19 protein-coding genes are annotated in these 17,523 nt (G+C 70.0%); 11 read left to right on the forward strand and 8 right to left on the reverse strand.

Going from position 1 to position 17,523, the window contains the following annotated elements; translation table 11 throughout:
• Positions 1-102 precede the first annotated feature (102 nt).
• On the reverse strand, positions 103-714 hold the full coding sequence (locus AB0L56_RS04200; RefSeq protein WP_365418689.1) for a PepSY domain-containing protein: 612 nt from the start codon (positions 712-714) through the stop codon (positions 103-105).
• Between the two features lie 121 nt (positions 715-835).
• On the opposite strand from AB0L56_RS04200, the gene AB0L56_RS04205 reads away from it, so the two are divergent.
• Positions 836-1,504: a response regulator transcription factor gene (locus tag AB0L56_RS04205; protein ID WP_365418692.1), complete on the forward strand. Its 669-nt coding sequence runs from the start codon at positions 836-838 to the stop codon at positions 1,502-1,504.
• Positions 1,501-2,982, forward strand: a complete 1,482-nt coding sequence (locus tag AB0L56_RS04210; RefSeq protein ID WP_365418695.1) for a HAMP domain-containing sensor histidine kinase — start codon at positions 1,501-1,503, stop codon at positions 2,980-2,982. The genes AB0L56_RS04205 and AB0L56_RS04210 overlap by 4 nt, the downstream gene beginning before the upstream one ends.
• Positions 2,983-2,988: 6 nt before the next feature.
• On the opposite strand, the gene AB0L56_RS04215 is transcribed toward AB0L56_RS04210, so the two are convergent.
• The 4 genes from AB0L56_RS04215 to AB0L56_RS04230 all read right to left on the reverse strand — a co-directional run bounded on the left by AB0L56_RS04215 (position 2,989) and on the right by AB0L56_RS04230 (position 5,620).
• Positions 2,989-3,465 (reverse strand): MarR family transcriptional regulator, encoded by a 477-nt coding sequence (locus AB0L56_RS04215; protein ID WP_361028701.1) that lies wholly within the window; start codon positions 3,463-3,465, stop codon positions 2,989-2,991.
• A gap of 97 nt (positions 3,466-3,562) precedes the next feature.
• Entirely contained in the window at positions 3,563-4,315 is a 753-nt protein-coding gene (locus tag AB0L56_RS04220; protein WP_361028698.1) for an AIM24 family protein, read from the reverse strand.
• 20 nt (positions 4,316-4,335) lie between these two features.
• Positions 4,336-4,986 (reverse strand): AIM24 family protein, encoded by a 651-nt coding sequence (locus tag AB0L56_RS04225; protein ID WP_365418699.1) that lies wholly within the window; start codon positions 4,984-4,986, stop codon positions 4,336-4,338.
• A gap of 1 nt (position 4,987) precedes the next feature.
• A complete protein-coding gene (locus AB0L56_RS04230) occupies positions 4,988-5,620 on the reverse strand; it encodes an AIM24 family protein (protein ID WP_361029230.1) in 633 nt (210 codons plus the stop codon).
• A 207-nt stretch (positions 5,621-5,827) separates the two neighbouring features.
• Between AB0L56_RS04230 and AB0L56_RS04235 the strand changes: the two genes are divergently transcribed.
• The 5 genes from AB0L56_RS04235 to AB0L56_RS04255 all read left to right on the forward strand — a co-directional run bounded on the left by AB0L56_RS04235 (position 5,828) and on the right by AB0L56_RS04255 (position 9,556).
• Entirely contained in the window at positions 5,828-6,172 is a 345-nt protein-coding gene (locus AB0L56_RS04235; protein WP_361028692.1) for a DUF3817 domain-containing protein, read from the forward strand.
• Positions 6,169-6,462, forward strand: coding sequence for an MTH1187 family thiamine-binding protein (locus tag AB0L56_RS04240; RefSeq protein ID WP_361028689.1), 294 nt, complete (start codon positions 6,169-6,171; stop codon positions 6,460-6,462). Before AB0L56_RS04235 ends, AB0L56_RS04240 begins: the two co-directional genes overlap by 4 nt.
• 429 nt (positions 6,463-6,891) lie before the next feature.
• A complete protein-coding gene (locus AB0L56_RS04245) occupies positions 6,892-7,401 on the forward strand; it encodes a MarR family transcriptional regulator (RefSeq protein ID WP_361028683.1) in 510 nt (169 codons plus the stop codon).
• A 43-nt stretch (positions 7,402-7,444) separates the two neighbouring features.
• Complete coding sequence (locus tag AB0L56_RS04250) at positions 7,445-7,777, forward strand: DUF3817 domain-containing protein (RefSeq protein ID WP_365418703.1); 333 nt, start codon at positions 7,445-7,447, stop codon at positions 7,775-7,777.
• A gap of 78 nt (positions 7,778-7,855) precedes the next feature.
• Positions 7,856-9,556 carry a methylmalonyl-CoA mutase family protein gene (locus AB0L56_RS04255; protein ID WP_365418706.1) on the forward strand — a complete coding sequence of 567 codons (1,701 nt, stop codon included), beginning with the start codon at positions 7,856-7,858 and terminating at the stop codon, positions 9,554-9,556.
• A 161-nt stretch (positions 9,557-9,717) separates the two neighbouring features.
• Here AB0L56_RS04255 and AB0L56_RS04260 read toward each other — a convergent pair whose 3' ends face one another.
• Both AB0L56_RS04260 and AB0L56_RS04265 read right to left on the reverse strand, forming a co-directional pair.
• Complete coding sequence (locus AB0L56_RS04260; protein ID WP_365418709.1) at positions 9,718-10,530, reverse strand: SAM-dependent methyltransferase; 813 nt, start codon at positions 10,528-10,530, stop codon at positions 9,718-9,720.
• 208 nt (positions 10,531-10,738) lie between these two features.
• The gene (locus tag AB0L56_RS04265) at positions 10,739-11,365 is read right to left on the reverse strand and encodes a TetR/AcrR family transcriptional regulator (protein WP_365418711.1); all 627 of its coding nucleotides are present in this window, start codon (positions 11,363-11,365) and stop codon (positions 10,739-10,741) included.
• A gap of 237 nt (positions 11,366-11,602) precedes the next feature.
• On the opposite strand from AB0L56_RS04265, the gene AB0L56_RS04270 reads away from it, so the two are divergent.
• From AB0L56_RS04270 to AB0L56_RS04285, 4 genes are all read left to right on the forward strand, one after another.
• The gene (locus AB0L56_RS04270; RefSeq protein ID WP_365418714.1) at positions 11,603-12,577 is read left to right on the forward strand and encodes a tetratricopeptide repeat protein; all 975 of its coding nucleotides are present in this window, start codon (positions 11,603-11,605) and stop codon (positions 12,575-12,577) included.
• A 658-nt stretch (positions 12,578-13,235) separates the two neighbouring features.
• Positions 13,236-13,868, forward strand: coding sequence for a DUF6230 family protein (locus AB0L56_RS04275; protein ID WP_361028665.1), 633 nt, complete (start codon positions 13,236-13,238; stop codon positions 13,866-13,868).
• A 117-nt stretch (positions 13,869-13,985) separates the two neighbouring features.
• The gene (locus AB0L56_RS04280) at positions 13,986-14,588 is read left to right on the forward strand and encodes a DUF6114 domain-containing protein (RefSeq protein WP_365418717.1); all 603 of its coding nucleotides are present in this window, start codon (positions 13,986-13,988) and stop codon (positions 14,586-14,588) included.
• On the forward strand, positions 14,578-15,936 hold the full coding sequence (locus AB0L56_RS04285; RefSeq protein ID WP_365418720.1) for a hypothetical protein: 1,359 nt from the start codon (positions 14,578-14,580) through the stop codon (positions 15,934-15,936). Before AB0L56_RS04280 ends, AB0L56_RS04285 begins: the two co-directional genes overlap by 11 nt.
• Before the next feature lie 91 nt (positions 15,937-16,027).
• Here AB0L56_RS04285 and pyk read toward each other — a convergent pair whose 3' ends face one another.
• The gene (pyk, locus tag AB0L56_RS04290; RefSeq protein ID WP_361028655.1) at positions 16,028-17,455 is read right to left on the reverse strand and encodes a pyruvate kinase; all 1,428 of its coding nucleotides are present in this window, start codon (positions 17,453-17,455) and stop codon (positions 16,028-16,030) included.
• Positions 17,456-17,523 lie beyond the last annotated feature (68 nt).

Consider the following 17,523-nt stretch of genomic DNA (forward strand, 5'->3'; position numbering starts at 1 on the left):
CCAGCCCGTCCGGCGTTTGAGGACGAGGCCCGAAGGGCCGAAAGGGGGTCTGGGGCGCAGCCCCAGGGACGGGACGGGAAGGGGCGGCGGGGGCGAAACCACCTAGTCGTCGGCGGAGTCGCCGCCGTCGTCCCCCCGCTCGACGCTGACCTCACCACTGCGAACGTCGACCCGCCAGTCCCGCTCGCCCCCGGAGGAGCCCCGCGTCTCGGCCTCCCACCCCAGGTCCCCGTCGTCATCGAGCTCCACGGAAACCACCGTCCCCTTGGCGCCCGCCACCTCCGCGGCCTCCTGCGCCGACACCGACGCCCCCTTCAACGCGGCCCGCACCTCACCGGCGTCGTCCTCGTAGTCCGCCCAGGCCCCGAGGACCTTGCCGCTGCCCGGGTCGACCCGCACGCTGCGCCAGTCGTCGCCGCGCCCGAGCACCTCGACCTCCCAGCTCCCGTCGTCGTCCAGCTCGGCCGACACGGCGGTACCCGGCGTGTGCTTCAGCGCGGCAGCGATGGCGTCGGCGGCGGTTACACCGGAGACCGCACGCTCGTCACGGTCGTCCCGACCCCCGTCGTCGTCCCCCGCCCGCACGGCCGGCGATGACACGGACCCGGACCCGGACCCGCCGTCCTCACCTCCCGAGCCCCCGATGGCAGTAGCCGTACCCCCGCCAACCAGAGCCGCAGCCGCCACCACGGCGATCACAATGTTCCGCTTCATGTCACGTCCTCCCGAGTCGGTGCGCTTCCGCGCTGCACGGCACCAATCTCGCCGACCGACGCTGAGAGCAACCTGAAGCCGCCTGAAGTGACCTTCAGCTTCCCTTTGCCACTCTTTCCCCATGCGCCTGCTGATCGTCGAGGACGAAAAACGCCTAGCCCTCTCCCTCGCCAAGGGCCTCACCGCCGAGGGCTACGCCGTGGACGTCGTCCACGACGGCCGGGAGGGGCTGCACCGGGCCACGGAGACCACGTACGACCTGCTGATCCTCGACATCATGCTGCCCGGCATGAACGGCTACCGCGTCTGCGCCGCCCTGCGCGCCGCCGGACACGACGTGCCCATCCTGATGCTCACGGCCAAGGACGGCGAGTACGACGAGGCCGAGGGCCTGGACACCGGCGCCGACGACTACCTCACCAAACCGTTCTCGTACGTCGTCCTGGTCGCCAGGATCAAGGCGCTGTTGCGCCGCCGGCAGGGCCCCGGCGCCTCCCCGGTCCGGGTGCACGGCGACCTCAAGGTCGACACCGCCGCCCGCCGCGTCTACCTGGGCGAGGACGAAGTGGCGCTGACCGCCAAGGAGTTCGCGGTCCTGGAGCACCTCGTGCTGCGGGCCGGCGAGGTGGTGTCCAAGGCCGACATCCTGGAGCACGTCTGGGACTTCGCCTACGAGGGTGACCCCAACATCGTCGAGGTCTACGTCAGCGCCCTGCGCCGCAAACTCCGCGCCGGTCTCATCCGTACCGTGCGCGGTGCCGGTTACCGGCTGGATGGGGCGACGCCGTGAGCCGGCTGTTCGGATCGGTCCGCGCCCGGGCGACGCTCGGTGCCGTCCTCGTCGTCGCGGTGGCCCTGGTCGCGGCGGGCACCGCCGTGGTGCTGTCGCTGCGCTCCAATCTGATCGGGGAGGCGGGCACCGAGGCGGAGCGCTCCGCACGGGCGGTCGCCGCCGAACTCGCCGCCCGGACGCCGTACGACAGGCTCTCCGGGCTGGACACCGAGGGCCGGCCGGTGCAGATCGTCGACGAGGACGGCAGGCTGGTCGCGGGCTCCGAGGACCTGGAACGGATCACCGGCACGACGACGGCCGAGGTGACGCCCGGGCCGTCGGCTTCCGCCGCCATGGCCGATGACGACCCGGACGACGTGCGCGACGACTCCGGCGACGACGATTTCCGCCACGACGACGCCCGTGATGACGATGACGACGACTCGGGCGAGTCCCTGAAGGTCGGAGAGATCGCCCGCGACAGCACCTTCCAGAACGGCTCCGCGACGATCGACGGCGACCACCAGGACTACCGTTTCGCCTCCGTGGAGGTGCGGACCCCCGACCGGGGCCGTCTGACCGTCCACGCGGGCGCCCCGCTCGCCGCCGAGCAGAGCGCCGTACGCACCGCGCTGACCGGGATGCTCATCGGCCTCCCCGTCCTGCTCGGCGTGGTCGCCGGCGTGACCTGGCTGGTCACCGGGCGTGCCCTGCGTCCGGTCGAGGGAATCCGGCGGGAGATGGCCGCGATCACCGCCTCCGAGGATCTGGCCCGCCGCGTGCCCGAACCGGCGACGCACGACGAGATCGCCCGCCTGGCCCGCACCACCAACGCCACGCTCACCGCGCTGGAGGCGTCCGTGGAGCGGCAGCGGCGGTTCGTCGCCGACGCCTCCCACGAGCTGCGCAGCCCGATCGCTTCCCTGCGGACGCAGTTGGAGGTGGCCGCCGCTCATCCGGAGCTGCTCGACCTGGACGGCGCCGTCGAGGACACCGTGCGGCTCCAGCAGCTCGCCGCCGATCTGCTGCTGCTCGCCCGGCTGGACGCAGGGGAGCGGCCCGCCGACGCCCCGGTGGACCTGGCCGCGCTGGCCCGCGAGGAGGCCGCCGGGCGTCCGGGTGTGACGGTGCACGCGGAGCCGGCGGAGATCACCGGATCGCGGGGACAGCTCGGCCGTGTGCTCGCCAACCTGCTGGACAACGCCCGGCGGCACGCTCGCGAGCGGGTCACCGTGACCGTGCGGCGGGAGGGTGCGTGGGCCGTGCTCGGGGTGGCCGACGACGGCGAGGGTGTGGCCGAGGCCGACCGGGAGCGGATCTTCGAGCGGTTCGTACGGCTGGACGCCGCCCGCAGCCGCGATGACGGTGGCGCGGGACTGGGGCTGGCGATCGCGCGGAACGTCGCCGTACGGCACGGCGGGACGCTCACGGCGGGTGCGGCGCCGGCCGGCGGAGCCCTGTTTGAACTCCGCCTGCCGCTCGCCCGCTCGGGCTGAGGGCCGTCAGTGACGCCCTCTCTGGCCCCGCAGATGCTCTGCGATGGGCTTCAGCGCCTTGTCGAGCTCGATGAGCGCCTCGGGGGAGAGCAGGTCGATGAAGTGCCGGCGCACGGACGCCACATGGTGCGGCGCGACGTTCTGCATGGTCTCCATGCCATGATCGGTGAGCACCGCGTACAGTCCGCGGCGGTCGGACTCGCAGTTCTCCCGCCGGACCAGGTTGGCGTTCTCCATGCGGGTGATCTGGTGCGAGAGCCGGCTCTTGGACTGCATGGTGGCGGAGGCGAGGTCGCTCATCCGCATCCGCCGGTCCTCCGCCTCGGACAGATTCACCAGGATCTCGTAGTCGTTCATTGTCAGGCCGAACGGCTGCAGATCCTTCTCGAGCTGGTACGTCAACAGCTTGTTGACCTCCAGGTGGGTGCGCCAGGCGCACTGCTCCGCATTGGTCAGCCAGCGGGTGGCCGTCTCGGTCTCCATGAATGAAGTCTACCTAAGGAAGTTGAAAGGCGAACTAATGAGGCTTCCGTGTGACACCGCGGTCAGGCGTTCGATGTCACACCCCGCACACTACCGCTCACAGCCCGAAGCGACGCTGGAGGTCCCCCAGCTGTCCGGGAAGACGCGGTGCCCCTGCGCCCTGCCCCTGGCCGCCCGGAATGCCGCTCCCGGGTACCCCCGGCACGTGCGGAATGACCCCGGTGGCCTGCTCGGTCATCAGCGTTTCGGACGACTGGAGCAGCACCGTGCCCGCCCCGACGAACTCGAACTGGTGCTCCTCGCCGGAGGCCCCGCCCAGGCCCGTCATCGCACGTAGACCGCCCATGAAGCCGGTCATGTAGCCGTGGTCGTAGTGGTGGCACGGGGACGGGCAGTCCGCCCAGCCGACCAGCGCCTGCGGGTCCACCCGGATCGGCGGTTCCATGAACACCACCGGACCGTTGGACGCGGCGACGAACTTTCCGGTTCCGATCAGGGTCAGAAAACCCGGCACGATCGACTGCTTGAGCGACAGACTTGGCTGAAAAGCTAGCAAGTTGCCCGAGCGAATGGTCAGGTTGCCGTCCTCGAGGTCGTACGAATTCACATCGAAGGCCCGGTCGGCGAGGAGCATCTTGCCCGAGCCCTCCGCGACGACCCAGTCGCTCGCGTGCAGAGGCGAATGGAACGACGTACGGACAAGTCGGTCGAGTCGCCCGTGCCCGATGCCGTTGAACTCGATCGAACCGTAGTAAGCGATCATCTTCCCCTTCTGCATGAACCACTGGGTGCCCTTGAGCTCCACGCAGAAGGTGTAGTGATCGACGTTGTCGTCGGACGGCAGCGTCATCGGGTCGTGGACCGGACTGCTCACAGCTTCTCCTCCGATGCCTGGACGTACACGGCACCGCTGCCGCTGAGCTCCAACTGGAAGGCCTCGCCGGAGCCGCGGCCCACCATGTCCCGCCAGCCGAGGGCGGTCGACAGTTTGTTGCGGACGTCGCCGTGGTGGGCGACGTAGGCCTGGGGGTCGACGTGCACGGGCCGCTGCGGGGTGATCGGCACCTCGAGCACCCCTCCGTGGGCCATCACGGCGACGGAGCCGTGCCCCTTCAGCGACGTGGTGAACAGCCCCTGCCCGGTGACCTGCCCCCGGACCATGCCCATCACCCCGCCCTGGGAGCCGAGGAACACCGTCCCCTGCTCCAGCGTGCCCTCGAAGGCCAATAGCCGGTCGGCCTCGACGTACAGCGTGTCCCCGGCGAGGTGGATCACCTGGATATGGTGGCCGCCGTGCCCGAACAGCACGGTGCCGCTGCCCTCGACGGTCATCAGGGGCGTGTCCTCGTTGGCCACGCGCCGGCCGATCATCGACATCACTCCGCCCTGGCCGCCGCGCAGGTTCGGGGTGAAGCTGACCTCGCCCCGGTACGCGAGCATCGCGCCGCGCTGGCTGAACAGCCGCTGACCGGGCGCCACGGTGGCCTCGATCATCTTGGGGTTGATCTCCCGGAAGCCCATCTCAGACGTCCCCCGCGATCGTGTTGCGCTCACTCGGCTGGACGTAGACCACCCCGTCGCCCTCGAAGCGGATCTGGAAGGCCTCGCCGCCGCCCTCGCCCATCAGCGTGCGGAAGGTCACACCCGACTGGAAGGACTGCCGCAGATTCCCCTGATGGGCCACATAGGCTCCCGGGTCCACCGTCAGCGGGTACTGCGGGCTGACCCGGAGCAGCACGGCCGGACCGTCCGACATGATCGCCGCCTGGCCGTGCCCCTCGATCGTGGTCGTGAACAGCCCGTTGCCCTGCGAGGCCCCACGCAGACCGGTGAACGTCGTCCCGGTACGCAACCCCCCGTCGGTCGCCAGCAGATTGCTGGACTCCACGTACAGCTTCTCGCCCTGCAGCCCCACCAGATTGATCTCCGAGGCCCGGTCCGCGAAAAAGCAGGTCCCGTGCCCCTTCACCTCCATCAGTGTCATCTGCTCACCCGTGAGCCGCCGGGTCACCATCCCCCGCAGGCCCTCACCGCCACCGCTGAGTTTCTTGAAGGCCATCTCGCCGTCGTACGCGACCATGGAGCCGTTCTTCGCCTTCACGGCATCCCCGGTCATGTCGACGGCGAGCACCTTGCTGCTCTGAAGTCGGAACATCGCCACGCTTGCGACGGTAGCGGCCCCTTTGCCCCGCCGACAGATCCTCAAGGCGGAGTCACACCCCGAGGAAACCCCGATGGCCCCCCTTGCGGACCCCCTCCCGTGATCGCGTACGGGGTTTGCCACAATGGACGCGCGCTTGTGCGTGTGTTCACAAGCCGTCCCAACCGTCGACGCCGACGTCTCTCCCACCGAAGGTGACCCGTGGACATCAAGACCGCCACCGCCCTCCGCCGACTCCGCCTGGTCTCGGGCCCCGAAGCGATCTCGTTCCTGCTGCTGCTCGTCTGCTCGGTCCTGAAGCGGACCACGGAGTTCAACGCCGTCCCGGTGATGGGCGCGGTCCATGGTTTCCTCTTCGTCCTGTACGTGCTCTTCTGGGCGGACGCCTGGAACCGCGCCAAGTGGCCGCTGAAGACCGCCGCGTTCTACTTCCTCATGGCGGTCCTGCCCACCGGCGGCTTCTTCGCCGACCGCCGGCTCAAGCGTGAGGCCGAGGACGCGGTGATCGCCTCCCGCGCGCGCACCGAGGGAGTGGTGAACGCGTGATCGTCGCCTTCTCCGTGACGCCGCTCGGCGTCGGCGAGGACGTGGGGGAGTACGTCGCCGACGCCGTTCGGGTGGTCCGCGAGTCCGGGCTGCCGAACCGCACGGACGCCATGTTCACCTCGGTCGAGGGGGAGTGGGACGAGGTGATGGACGTCGTGAAGCGCGCGGTGGCCACGGTCGAGGCACGCGCGCCCCGCGTCTCACTGGTCCTGAAGGCCGACATCCGCCCCGGCGTAACGGACGCCCTGACGTCCAAGGTGGAGACGGTGGAACGCCATCTGGCCGAGTAGCCGGCTGCGGGGGGCATCCGTGAGACCCAGGGCACCGGTGTCCGGTGCCCTGGGTCTCGTCGTGTGCCCCGGCGTCGTCGGCCGGACTCCGTGCCCGCCGAGCGTCCGATCGTGCGGTCTCGACCAGTTCGGCCTTGAAAACGTCGGCCAGTCGCGACGCTCGGGGTATGGAACTCGATCGCTCCGTTCCCGTCTGGCCCCAGGTGGCCGCCGACCTCCGTCGACGTCTGGATGCAGGTGAGTGGAAGGCCGACGAGCGCTTCAGAAGGCCGTTGTCGCCCTTCGGGAGGAGGGCCGTCTGCGTACGGTTCTGGGGGCGGGGAGCTACGTCTTGCGGTGACGGGCGTCCGGTCCATGGTGAGCCGGTCCCGCCGACCGAAAGGCGAGACGGGGCTGACCGATATATGACCGGCCGGTAGGGTCGGCTCCGTGCCGAAGCCGCTCAGTCTCTCGTTCGATCCCATCGCCCGCGCCGACGAGCTCTGGAAGCAGCGCTGGGGAAGCGTGCCGTCGATGGCCGCGATCACCTCGATCATGCGGGCGCATCAGATCCTGCTGGCCGAGGTCGACGCGGTGGTCAAGCCCTACGGGCTCACGTTCGCGCGGTACGAGGCCCTGGTGCTGCTGACCTTCTCCAAGTCGGGTGAGCTGCCGATGTCCAAGATCGGCGAACGGCTCATGGTGCATCCCACGTCGGTGACGAACACCGTGGACCGCCTGGTGCGGTCGGGTCTGGTGGCCAAGCGCCCCAACCCCAACGACGGCCGCGGCACCCTCGCGACCATCACCGACAAGGGCCGCGAGGTGGTCGAGGCCGCCACCCGCGACCTGATGGCGATGGACTTCGGCCTGGGCGCCTACGACGCCGAGGAATGCGCCGAACTCTTCGCGATGCTCCGGCCCCTGCGGCTCGCGGCGGGGGACTTCAAGGAGGAATGACCCCCGCCAAGATCTCCCGGAACGGCCCGTTACGCTCGACTCCATGAAGAAGAGCGTGCTCACCCGCTACCGGATCATGGCCTATGTCACCGGTGTCCTCCTCGTCGCGCTGACCTTTGGCATGATCGGCAAGTACGCGCTCGACATGGGCGGGGCCGCCGACTTCACCCAGGTGGTCAGCATCGCCCACGGCTGGCTCTACGTCGTCTACCTGATCTTCGCGTTCGACCTCGGTTCCAAGGCGAAGTGGCCGGTGAAGAAGCAGCTCTGGGTGCTGCTGGCCGGCACGGTTCCCACGGCCGCGTTCTTCGTGGAGCGCAAGGTCAGCCGCGAGTTGGAGGCCAAGGTCGCCGACGAGGCCCCCGCGGTCGCGTAACGCCTCTCACCGCCGTACGGAGCAGCGTGCGGCGGTCTCCCATCGACAGGTACTTGGACGTCCTAGTAAATTTGAAGCATGGACGCTGACGCCATCGAAGAAGGCCGCCGACGCTGGCAGGCCCGCTACGACGCCGCACGCAAGCGCGACGCGGATTTCACCACGCTCTCGGGCGATCCCGTGGAGCCGGTGTACGGTCCCCGGCCCGGGGACACCTATGAGGGGTTCGAGCGGATCGGCTGGCCCGGTGAGTACCCCTTCACCCGCGGTCTGTATCCGACCGGCTACCGGGGGCGGACGTGGACCATCCGACAGTTCGCCGGGTTCGGCAACGCCGAGCAGACCAACGAGCGCTACAAGATGATCCTCCGCAACGGCGGAGGCGGCCTCTCCGTCGCCTTCGACATGCCGACGCTCATGGGCCGCGACTCCGACGACCCGCGCTCGCTGGGCGAGGTCGGCCACTGCGGGGTGGCGATCGACTCGGCGGCCGACATGGAGGTGCTGTTCCGGGACATCCCGCTCGGTGACGTCACCACCTCGATGACCATCAGCGGGCCCGCCGTGCCCGTCTTCTGCATGTATCTGGTCGCCGCCGAGCGCCAGGGCGTCGACCCCGGCGTGCTCAACGGCACGCTGCAGACGGACATCTTCAAGGAGTACATCGCGCAGAAGGAGTGGCTGTTCCAGCCCGAGCCGCATCTGCGCCTCATCGGCGACCTGATGGAGCACTGCGCCGCCGGCATCCCCGCGTACAAGCCGCTGTCGGTCTCCGGCTACCACATCCGCGAGGCCGGGGCGACGGCCGCGCAGGAGCTGGCGTACACGCTGGCGGACGGCTTCGGGTACGTGGAGCTGGGACTCAGCCGCGGGCTGGACGTCGACCTCTTCGCACCCGGGCTGTCCTTCTTCTTCGACGCGCACGTCGACTTCTTCGAGGAGATCGCCAAGTTCCGTGCGGCGCGCCGGATCTGGGCCCGCTGGATGCGCGACGTCTACGGCGCGAAGAGCGAGAAGGCGCAGTGGCTGCGCTTCCACACCCAGACCGCCGGCGTCTCCCTCACCGCCCAGCAGCCGTACAACAACGTCGTACGGACCGCCGTCGAGGCGCTCGCCGCGGTACTCGGCGGGACCAACTCCCTGCACACCAACGCCCTCGACGAGACCCTCGCCCTCCCCAGTGAGCAGGCCGCCGAGATCGCCCTGCGCACCCAGCAGGTGCTGATGGAGGAGACCGGCGTCGGCAACGTCGCGGACCCGCTGGGCGGTTCCTGGTACGTCGAGCAGCTCACGGACCGAATCGAGGCGGACGCCGAGAAGATCTTCGAGCAGATCAAGGAGCGGGGCCTGCGCGCCCACCCGGACGGCAAGCACCCGATCGGGCCGATCACCTCCGGCATCCTGCGCGGCATCGAGGACGGCTGGTTCACCGGCGAGATCGCCGAGTCGGCATTCCGCTACCAGCAGGCCCTGGAGAAGGGCGACAAGCGGGTCGTCGGCGTCAACGTCCACACCGGGTCGGTCACCGGCGACCTGGAGATCCTGCGGGTCAGCCACGAGGTGGAGCGCGAGCAGGTCCGGTTGCTCGGCGACCGCAAGGCCGCCCGCGACGACGCGAAGGTGCGCGACGCGCTGGACGCCATGGTCGCCGCCGCCCGCTCCGGCACCAACATGATCGAGCCGATGCTCGACGCCGTACGCGCGGAGGCGACGCTCGGCGAGATCTGCGGCGTGCTGCGCGACGAGTGGGGCGTGTACACCGAGCCGGCCGGCTTCTGAGCCCCGGCCACACCCGCACGGCAACCCGGCAGGCACGGTGTCGACGGACACGGTGCCTGCCGGCGGCGTTGTGGGAGGGCAGGGGCTCCCGGCGCACGCCGGAGTGGCCTGTGTACGTCGCCCGATGGGGGCCGCCGTTGCCCGTCGTGGGGCGGTGTCCGTCACGGCTTGCGGGCCACTGCCCCGTACAGCGAGATCACGGCGTCGGCGTCGGTGCTCTCGTCGAGGGCGAGCTCGGGATGCCAGTCGGTCACCTGGACCAGACCGGGCTGCACGAGGTCCAGCCCCTCGAAGAAGCGGGCGATCTCCGCGCGGTCGCGGGGTGCCAGAGTGACGCCGCCCGCCCGGTACAGCGCGACCCCGCGGCCGACCGCCTCGGGGTCGAAGTCGGCGGTCAGCTGGGACAGCACCAGGTAGCTGCCGGAGGGAAGGGCGCCGACGAGGCGCGCCACCAGGGCGTGCGGGTCGTCCTCGTCGCCGAGGAAGTGCGTCAGCGCCACGAGGGACAGGGCCACGGGCCGGGCGAGGTCCAGGCTCTCGCGGGCCCGGCGCAGGATGAACTCCGGCTCGCGCACATCCGCCTGGACGTAGTCGGTGACGCCCTCGGGGGTGCTGCGCAGCAGCGCCTCCGCGTGCTTCAGCACGATGGGATCGTTGTCGGCGTAGACCACGCGGGACTCGGGCGCGACGCGCTGGGCCAGCTGGTGCAGGTTGGGTTCGGTGGGGATGCCGGTGCCGATGTCCAGGTACTGCCGCACGCCCGCCGGGCCCGCCAGCCACCGGGTGACGCGCTGCATGAACCAGCGGTTGGTGCGCGCGATGTGCCGGGCCGTGCCGTCGAGGCTCATGATCTGCCGGCCCAGTTCCTCGTCGACGGGGTAGTTGTCCTTGCCACCGAGGAACCAGTCGTAGACCCGGGCGGGGTGCGGCCTGGAGGTGTCGAACCGTGCGGTGACGGGTCCGGTTCCGGTCATGCGCGCCCTCCCTGGCCGCTCGGTGTCCCGTATGTCCCGGTGGGGATGATCAGGATCCTCGCAGGGCGCGGAGGGCAGCGACAGGCAACTACCGGCCGACCGTGCCCGGGTCAGGGCCTGTCCGGCAGATCATGCCGGGGACGCGGGGTGTGGCGCCGCCCCTTTCCCCTGACTTGATCCGCCGGACAGGCCCTTGTGGCCTCGCGTGTCAGACGGCGCCGGATGCGGTGGCGAGGCCTGACAGCAGGACCCGGGTGAAGTCGTGCGCCCACTTCTCGTCGGCCGGCTGCGCGCTGACCAGCGTGCGGTGGACCACCGCGCCGGCCACCATGTCGAAGATCAGGTCGACCGTGCGGGCCGCCGCGTCCGGGTCGGGCTGGGCCGGCAGCTCGCCGCGCTCCTGGGCGCGGGCCCGGCCCTCGAGGACGAGACGTTTCTGCCGTTCGACGATCGAGGCGCGGATGCGCTCGCGCAGAAGGTCGTCCCGGGTGGCCTCGGCGACCACCGCCATCAGTCCGCTCCTGGCCTCCGGACGGGCCAGGATCGCGGCGAACTGGAGCACCACGCCCTCGATGTCGGCGGCCAGGGAGCCGCGGTCGGGCAGGCTCAGCTCGTCGAAGAGTTCCGCGACCGCGTCCACGACCAGTTCGTTCTTGCCCGCCCAGCGACGGTAGAGGGTGGTCTTCGCAACCCCGGCGCGCACCGCCACGTCTCCCAGGGTGAGCTTGGACCAGCCGAGTTCGACCAGAGCCTGACGGGTCGCGGCCAGGATCGCGGCGTCCGCTGCGGCGCTGCGCGGACGCCCGGTGCGACTGGCTGGGGTGCGGCTCTGCATGACACGACCATAACCGGCGGTTACCGGGCGGCCGGTGGTGAGGGAGATCACGGAGGCGGGGTGTCACGGGAGCCCCCGTCGGCATTACGCTACGGCTCGTAGCGAAAGCACGCGTGACCGGCGTGCCCGAGCGACGACCACCGGCGCGGGGTGGGGACCCCGCGCCAACACCACACGTATGCCTGGGTTTCCCGGGCGCTTTTCACACACACGCGCAGTACGGGGGAGGATAGGCGCATGCAGCCACGGAACATGTCCATGAGCGGAGTCGTCGACCTCGCCGCGGTGAAGGCGGCCCAGGAGGCCAAGGCGAAGGCGGAGCAGGCGCGCGCCGAAACGGCCCGGCAGGGGGGCGGGGGTGCCGTCTCCCCGGCCGATCTCGTCATCGACGTCGACGAGGCCGGCTTCGAGCGCGACGTTCTGCAGCGGTCCACCGAGGTCCCGGTCGTCATCGACTTCTGGGCCGAGTGGTGCCAGCCCTGCAAGCAGCTGAGCCCCCTCCTGGAGCGGCTCACCGTCGAGTACAACGGGCGCATCCTCCTCGCCAAGATCGACGTCGACGCCAACCAGATGCTGATGCAGCAGTTCGGGATCCAGGGGATCCCGGCGGTCTTCGCGGTGGTGGCCGGACAGGCGCTGCCGCTCTTCCAGGGGGCCGCGGACGAGGCGCAGATCCGCCAGACCCTCGACCAGCTGGTGCAGGTCGCCGAGCAGCGCTTCGGCCTGACCGGTCTCACCGTCGACCCCGAAGCCGAGCCGGGCGGGGCCGCCGCCGCCCCGGCCGAGGCCGCCGGGCCGTACGACGCCCTGCTGGAGGAGGCCGTACGGGCCCTGGACAGCGGTGACCTCTCCGGTGCGGTCCAGGCGTACAAGAACGTGCTCGCCGACGACCCCGGCAACCCGGAGGCCCAACTGGGTCTCGCGCAGGCCGAACTGCTCCAGCGGGTGCAGGGCCTGGACCCGCAGAAGGTGCGCCAGGAGGCGGCCGAGAACCCGGCGGACGGTGCCGCACAGATCGCCGCGGCCGACCTGGACCTGGTGGGCGGTCATGTCGAGGACGCCTTCGGCCGGCTCATCGAGACGGTGAAGCGCACCGCGGGCGACGACCGCGAGGCCGCACGCGTACGGCTGCTGGAGCTGTTCGAGGTGGTCGGCGCCGAGGACCCGCGGGTGATCGCCGCGCGCCGGGCGCTGGCGCGGGCCCTGTTCTGAGCGGCCCGGGCGCGGGTGCCTGATTCGGGCGGTTTTGCCGTCCGGCCGGGTGCGTGGTGCCCGAGTTGCGGATTCGCTCACGGAGGCCGATGCGGCCGCGCTTTACCAAATCTTGGTCATCGCGGCCGCTGTTACTGCAAGTAAGTGACAGGCGTTGATCTGTCGGATTCTGTCCAGTGATCAATAGTTTTGTACGGCCCCTTCGGTGCACCGAGCGTCGCTGAATGGGGCCAAGCGGTCGTCGCATGGTTATCCGGCCGTTACTAGCCAGTAACGAACCCCCTTGTGCGGGCGGCGAGAATGCACCACGATCGGCGACGCTCGGTCCATTAACCCGTGCCCCGACAGCCGGTCGGGCCGCGGGCACTCCTGGGTCCCCACCGAGCAGAACCGGCGGCAATGGCGCCGGTTCTTGGACAGGGGGGTCTTCGTCCACCCGGCGAAGCCTGTCCAGCAGGGTTGTGCGTGATGCGTGTCAGGCGCGACCAGTGGTTGTCGCTCGGGGGTGATCGCCGGTGATTCGAGCGCGTTGTACGTGTCGTCGAGTTCGGGCGCTCTCCTTCCCGAGGACGTAGCACTTCTCCCATCCCTGCCCGGCCGGTCCGCCGTTCATGGCGGCGAGTCAGGACAGGAGATGTACGTCCGAGAAGGAGGAAATATGGAGTCCCAGGTGCGTGGCGGGACCAGATGGAAGCGGTTCGCTGTGGTCATGGTGCCCAGCGTTGCCGCCACGGCTTGCATAGGCGTCGCTCTCGCGCAGGGCGCCCTCGCGGCGTCGTTCAGCGTGTCGGGCCAGTCGTTCAAGGTCACCACGGATGAGCTCGTCGGTACGGGCTTCTCCCAGTACGGTGCCCTCGACGAGGGGTACACCCTCTCCGGCAAGAAGACGGTTCACCCCGTCGCGGTCTCGGCGTTCAAGTCCGCGAGCATCAAGAACATGTGTCAGTCGGTCGTCACCCCGAACATTCCGGTGTTGGGGAACGTCAGCCTGATGCTGCATGCCGGACAGAGCAAGCCGGTCGAGGCCAAGAACCTGTACATCGACGTCGCCGACCTGAACGCCGATGCGACGTTCACGAACATCGACATCGGTGTGGCCGCCAAGGACGCCAACAAGGGTCCGGGCATGAAGGGCGGCGGCGAGCAGGCCAACCCCTACGGGTTCGCCCAGCAGGCGGACAAGGCCGTGCTGACGGACGTGAAGCAGACGGCGTGGGCGACCACCGCCGGAACCTTCAAGCTCAGCGGTCTGAAGATGTCGCTGTCGACAGGTGTCAAGGAGTGCTACTAAGCACTCGCTGACGGGCGGGGGAGCCGGTGGCGCCCCCGCCCGTCCACCTTCCCGCCGCGCCTTCACGCGCGGCGCACATCACCACCACAGCAAAGCCGTACCAGGGAGCTGTTTTCCATGAGCGCCGAGACTCCTGCCGCCTTCGGCCAGTTCACCCGCCGCAGGCAGCAGTTCCGCGCCTGGCGGGGCGCGCGGCCGTTCTGGGCCGGGCTGTTCGTCATGCTCGGCGGACTCCCCATCGCCTACTTCCCGTACGCGAACCTCCAGATCGGGCATCTGACGCTGGCCATGGCGACCACCGCGGGCGCCGGGTCCCTGATCATCGGTGTGCTGCTCGTCGTCCTCGGCGTCAGCCTCTGGTTCCAGAAGCACGTCCGGGTCTTCGCGGGTGTCGCGGCGATCCTGCTGGCGCTCGTGTCCATCCCTGTGTCCAACATCGGCGGCTTCCTCATCGGCTTCCTCTTGTCCCTCGTGGGCGGAGCGATGGCCGTGTCGTGGGCGCCGGGCGTCCCGCCCGCCGGGGAGTCCCCGGCGGACGGCGACGGCCACGGTGGGACACCGGAGGGCGCGACCGCCGACACCACGGTCCTGGACCCCGTAGACGGCACCGCGCCGATGGGCGATGAGGATCACTCCCAGGCCCCGAAGGTGCTGGGAGAGAACGATCTGTCAGGAACGAGCCCGGCGAACGGGGCGAACGGGAGGCACAGTGCCGGCTGACGAGGTGACCCACGGGACTGATGTGGACGAGTCCCGTGTGAGAACCGGGCCGCGCCACGCGGCACCCAAGAAGCCGCTGTTCACCAGGTTCCACATGCCCGCCGGGAAGGCGATAGCCATCGCGGCGATGCCGACCGCGGTCCTCATGGGGATGGGCTTCACCCCGACGCTCGCCCAGGCCGACGACCAGCCGTCGTCCAAGAACCTCACGGCCGACGAGTTCAAGGAGTGCCTCGAGGCCATCGAGAAGGCCGAGAAGGACGGCAAGGACGGGAAGAGGGACGCCACCGCGTCGCCCACACCGTCCGCCACGGCGAGCGACACGGCCTCGCCGGACGAGAAGCCCTCGGCGCAGCCCGCCCCCTCGGCCCCCGCGCAGGAGGCCCCGGACGCGGGAGCGGACAAGGGAACGGACAACGGCTCGGACTCTTCGCCGGATTCAGGTTCCGACGACAAGCCCGAGCCCGCGCCGACCCCCTCCGCGACCGCGGGCGGCCAGGCCGCCGAGGAGCCCGCGCCGGCCCCCTCGGAGACCGACAGCGGTCTGCTGGAGGGCGTCGGGGAGGCCATCAAGGACGCCTTCACCCCCGGAGACCAGGAGGAGGCGGCCCCGAGCCCCGCCCCGTCCGCCTCCGCCCCGTCCGCCGGCGACGCCGGCGAGACGGCCGCCGAGGCCGGGGAGACCGCCGGGAAGGCGGCCTCCGAGGCGCCGGAGGACACGGCGAAGGACGTCGTGCAGGACGCCGGCGACAAGGCGTCGCAGGCGGCCGAGGAGGCCGGGAAGCAGGCCGAGGAGCCCGCCGCGGAGGTGACCGGGACTCCGGGAGCCACCGCCTCGCCGAGCCCCTCAGAGACGCCCGGCGCCGAGCTCGAGGACTGCCCGGTCGCGACGGACGCCGAGGGCGGCGTCGACAACAAGGTCCCGCTGCCCGACGACCCGTGGTTCCTGAACGCCAGTTCGCTGCTGCTGAAGGGCGCCGACTACAAGGGCATCGTCAAGGTGCGGACGGCCAACGGCAGCGTCAAGAAGGTGCTCAAGTACGTCGTATCCGACGGAACCGACATCGGGGACCTGCACCAGACGGTCAAGGACGACCAGTCCGGCAAGACCTACCACGTGCAGGCCGCCAAGGGGTCGACGTCCACCATCCGCGGCGGCGACACCGTGATGTACACGGAGAGCATCTCCGGCAACCTGCTCGGACTGATCCCGATCACGTTCGACCCGGAGCACCCGCCGCCGCTCAACATCCCGCTGATCTACTTCACCAACGTGAAGGTGCAGCAGGCCGGCCAGTTCGGCGGAACGCTGCACGTGCCCGGGCTGCACCAGTTCACCACCGACTGAGCACCCGTCAGGCCCGTTCCGGGAGCCGCAGCGCCGAGGGCGCCCCCAGTCCGCTGGGGGCGCCCTCGGTGTCGTACACGCGCGGTGCGGGTCAGGTGGTCGCCTCGCCCAGGTGGTGCACCCGGACCATGTTGGTCGTGCCCGGGACGCCGGGCGGCGAGCCGGCCGTGATCACCACGATGTCGCCCTCGATGAACCGGCTCAGCCGGACCAGCTCCTGATCCACCAGCGCGACCATCTCGTCGGTGCTGTTCACGAACGGCACGACATGCGGCTCCACGCCCCAGCTGAGCGTCAGCTGGTTGCGGGTGGACTCCTCGGTGGTGAACGCCAGGATCGGCTGGGCGACGCGATAGCGGCACAGCCGCCGGGCCGTGTCGCCCGACTTCGTGAAGGCGACCAGGCCCTTGCCGCCGAGGAAGTCGGCGATCTCGCAGGCGGCGCGGGCCACCGAACCGCCCTGCGTACGCGGCTTCTTGCCCGGCACCAGCGGCTGGAGACCCTTGGACACCAGCTCCTGCTCGGCCGCCTGGACGATCCTCGACATGGTCCGCACGGTCTCGACCGGGTACGCGCCCACGCTCGACTCGGCGGACAGCATCACCGCGTCGGCGCCGTCCAGGATCGCGTTGGCCACGTCGGAGGCCTCGGCGCGGGTCGGCCGGGAGTTGGTGATCATCGACTCCATCATCTGGGTCGCCACGATCACCGGCTTGGCGTTGCGCCGGCACAGCTCGATCAGGCGCTTCTGCACGATCGGGACCTTCTCGAGCGGGTACTCGACGGCGAGGTCACCGCGGGCGACCATCACACCGTCGAACGCCATCACGACGTCCTCCATGTTCTCCACCGCCTGCGGCTTCTCCACCTTGGCGATGACGGGGACCCGGCGGCCCTCCTCGTCCATCACGCGGTGGACGTCGGTGACGTCCTTGGCGTCCCGGACGAAGGACAGGGCGACCAGGTCGCAGCCCATCCGCAGGGCGAACCGCAGGTCCTCGACGTCCTTCTCGGACAGCGCGGGCACGTTCACGGCGGTGCCGGGCAGGTTGATGCCCTTGTGGTCGGAGACGACGCCGCCCTCGATGACCATCGTCCTCACCCGGGGGCCCTCGACGTCCACGACCTTCAGCTCGACGTTGCCGTCGTTGATCAGGATCTGGTCACCGCGGGAGACGTCACCCGGCAGGCCCTTGTAGGTCGTCCCGCAGATCGTCTTGTCGCCCGGGACGTCCTCGGTGGTGATGGTGAACTCGTCACCGCGCACCAGCTCGACGGGACCCTCCGCGAAGGTCTCCAGACGGATCTTCGGGCCCTGGAGGTCGGCGAGGGCGCCGATGGCCCTGCCCGTCTCCTTGGCGGCGGCACGGACCCGGTCGTACCGGCCCTGGTGCTCGGCGTGCGTGCCGTGGCTGAAGTTGAAGCGGGCCACGTTCATGCCGGCTTCGATCATGGCGACAAGCTGCTCATGGGAGTCGACCGCGGGGCCGAGAGTACAGACGATTTTCGAACGGCGCATGGGGCGATCCTATCGGTTTGTTTCGCTACGGAATATTCCGTCTGGCGGAATATACAAATGAGAAAGTC

It is taken from the genome of Streptomyces sp. NPDC052079, assembly GCF_040680275.1.
Classification (GTDB): Bacteria; Actinomycetota; Actinomycetes; order Streptomycetales; family Streptomycetaceae; genus Streptomyces.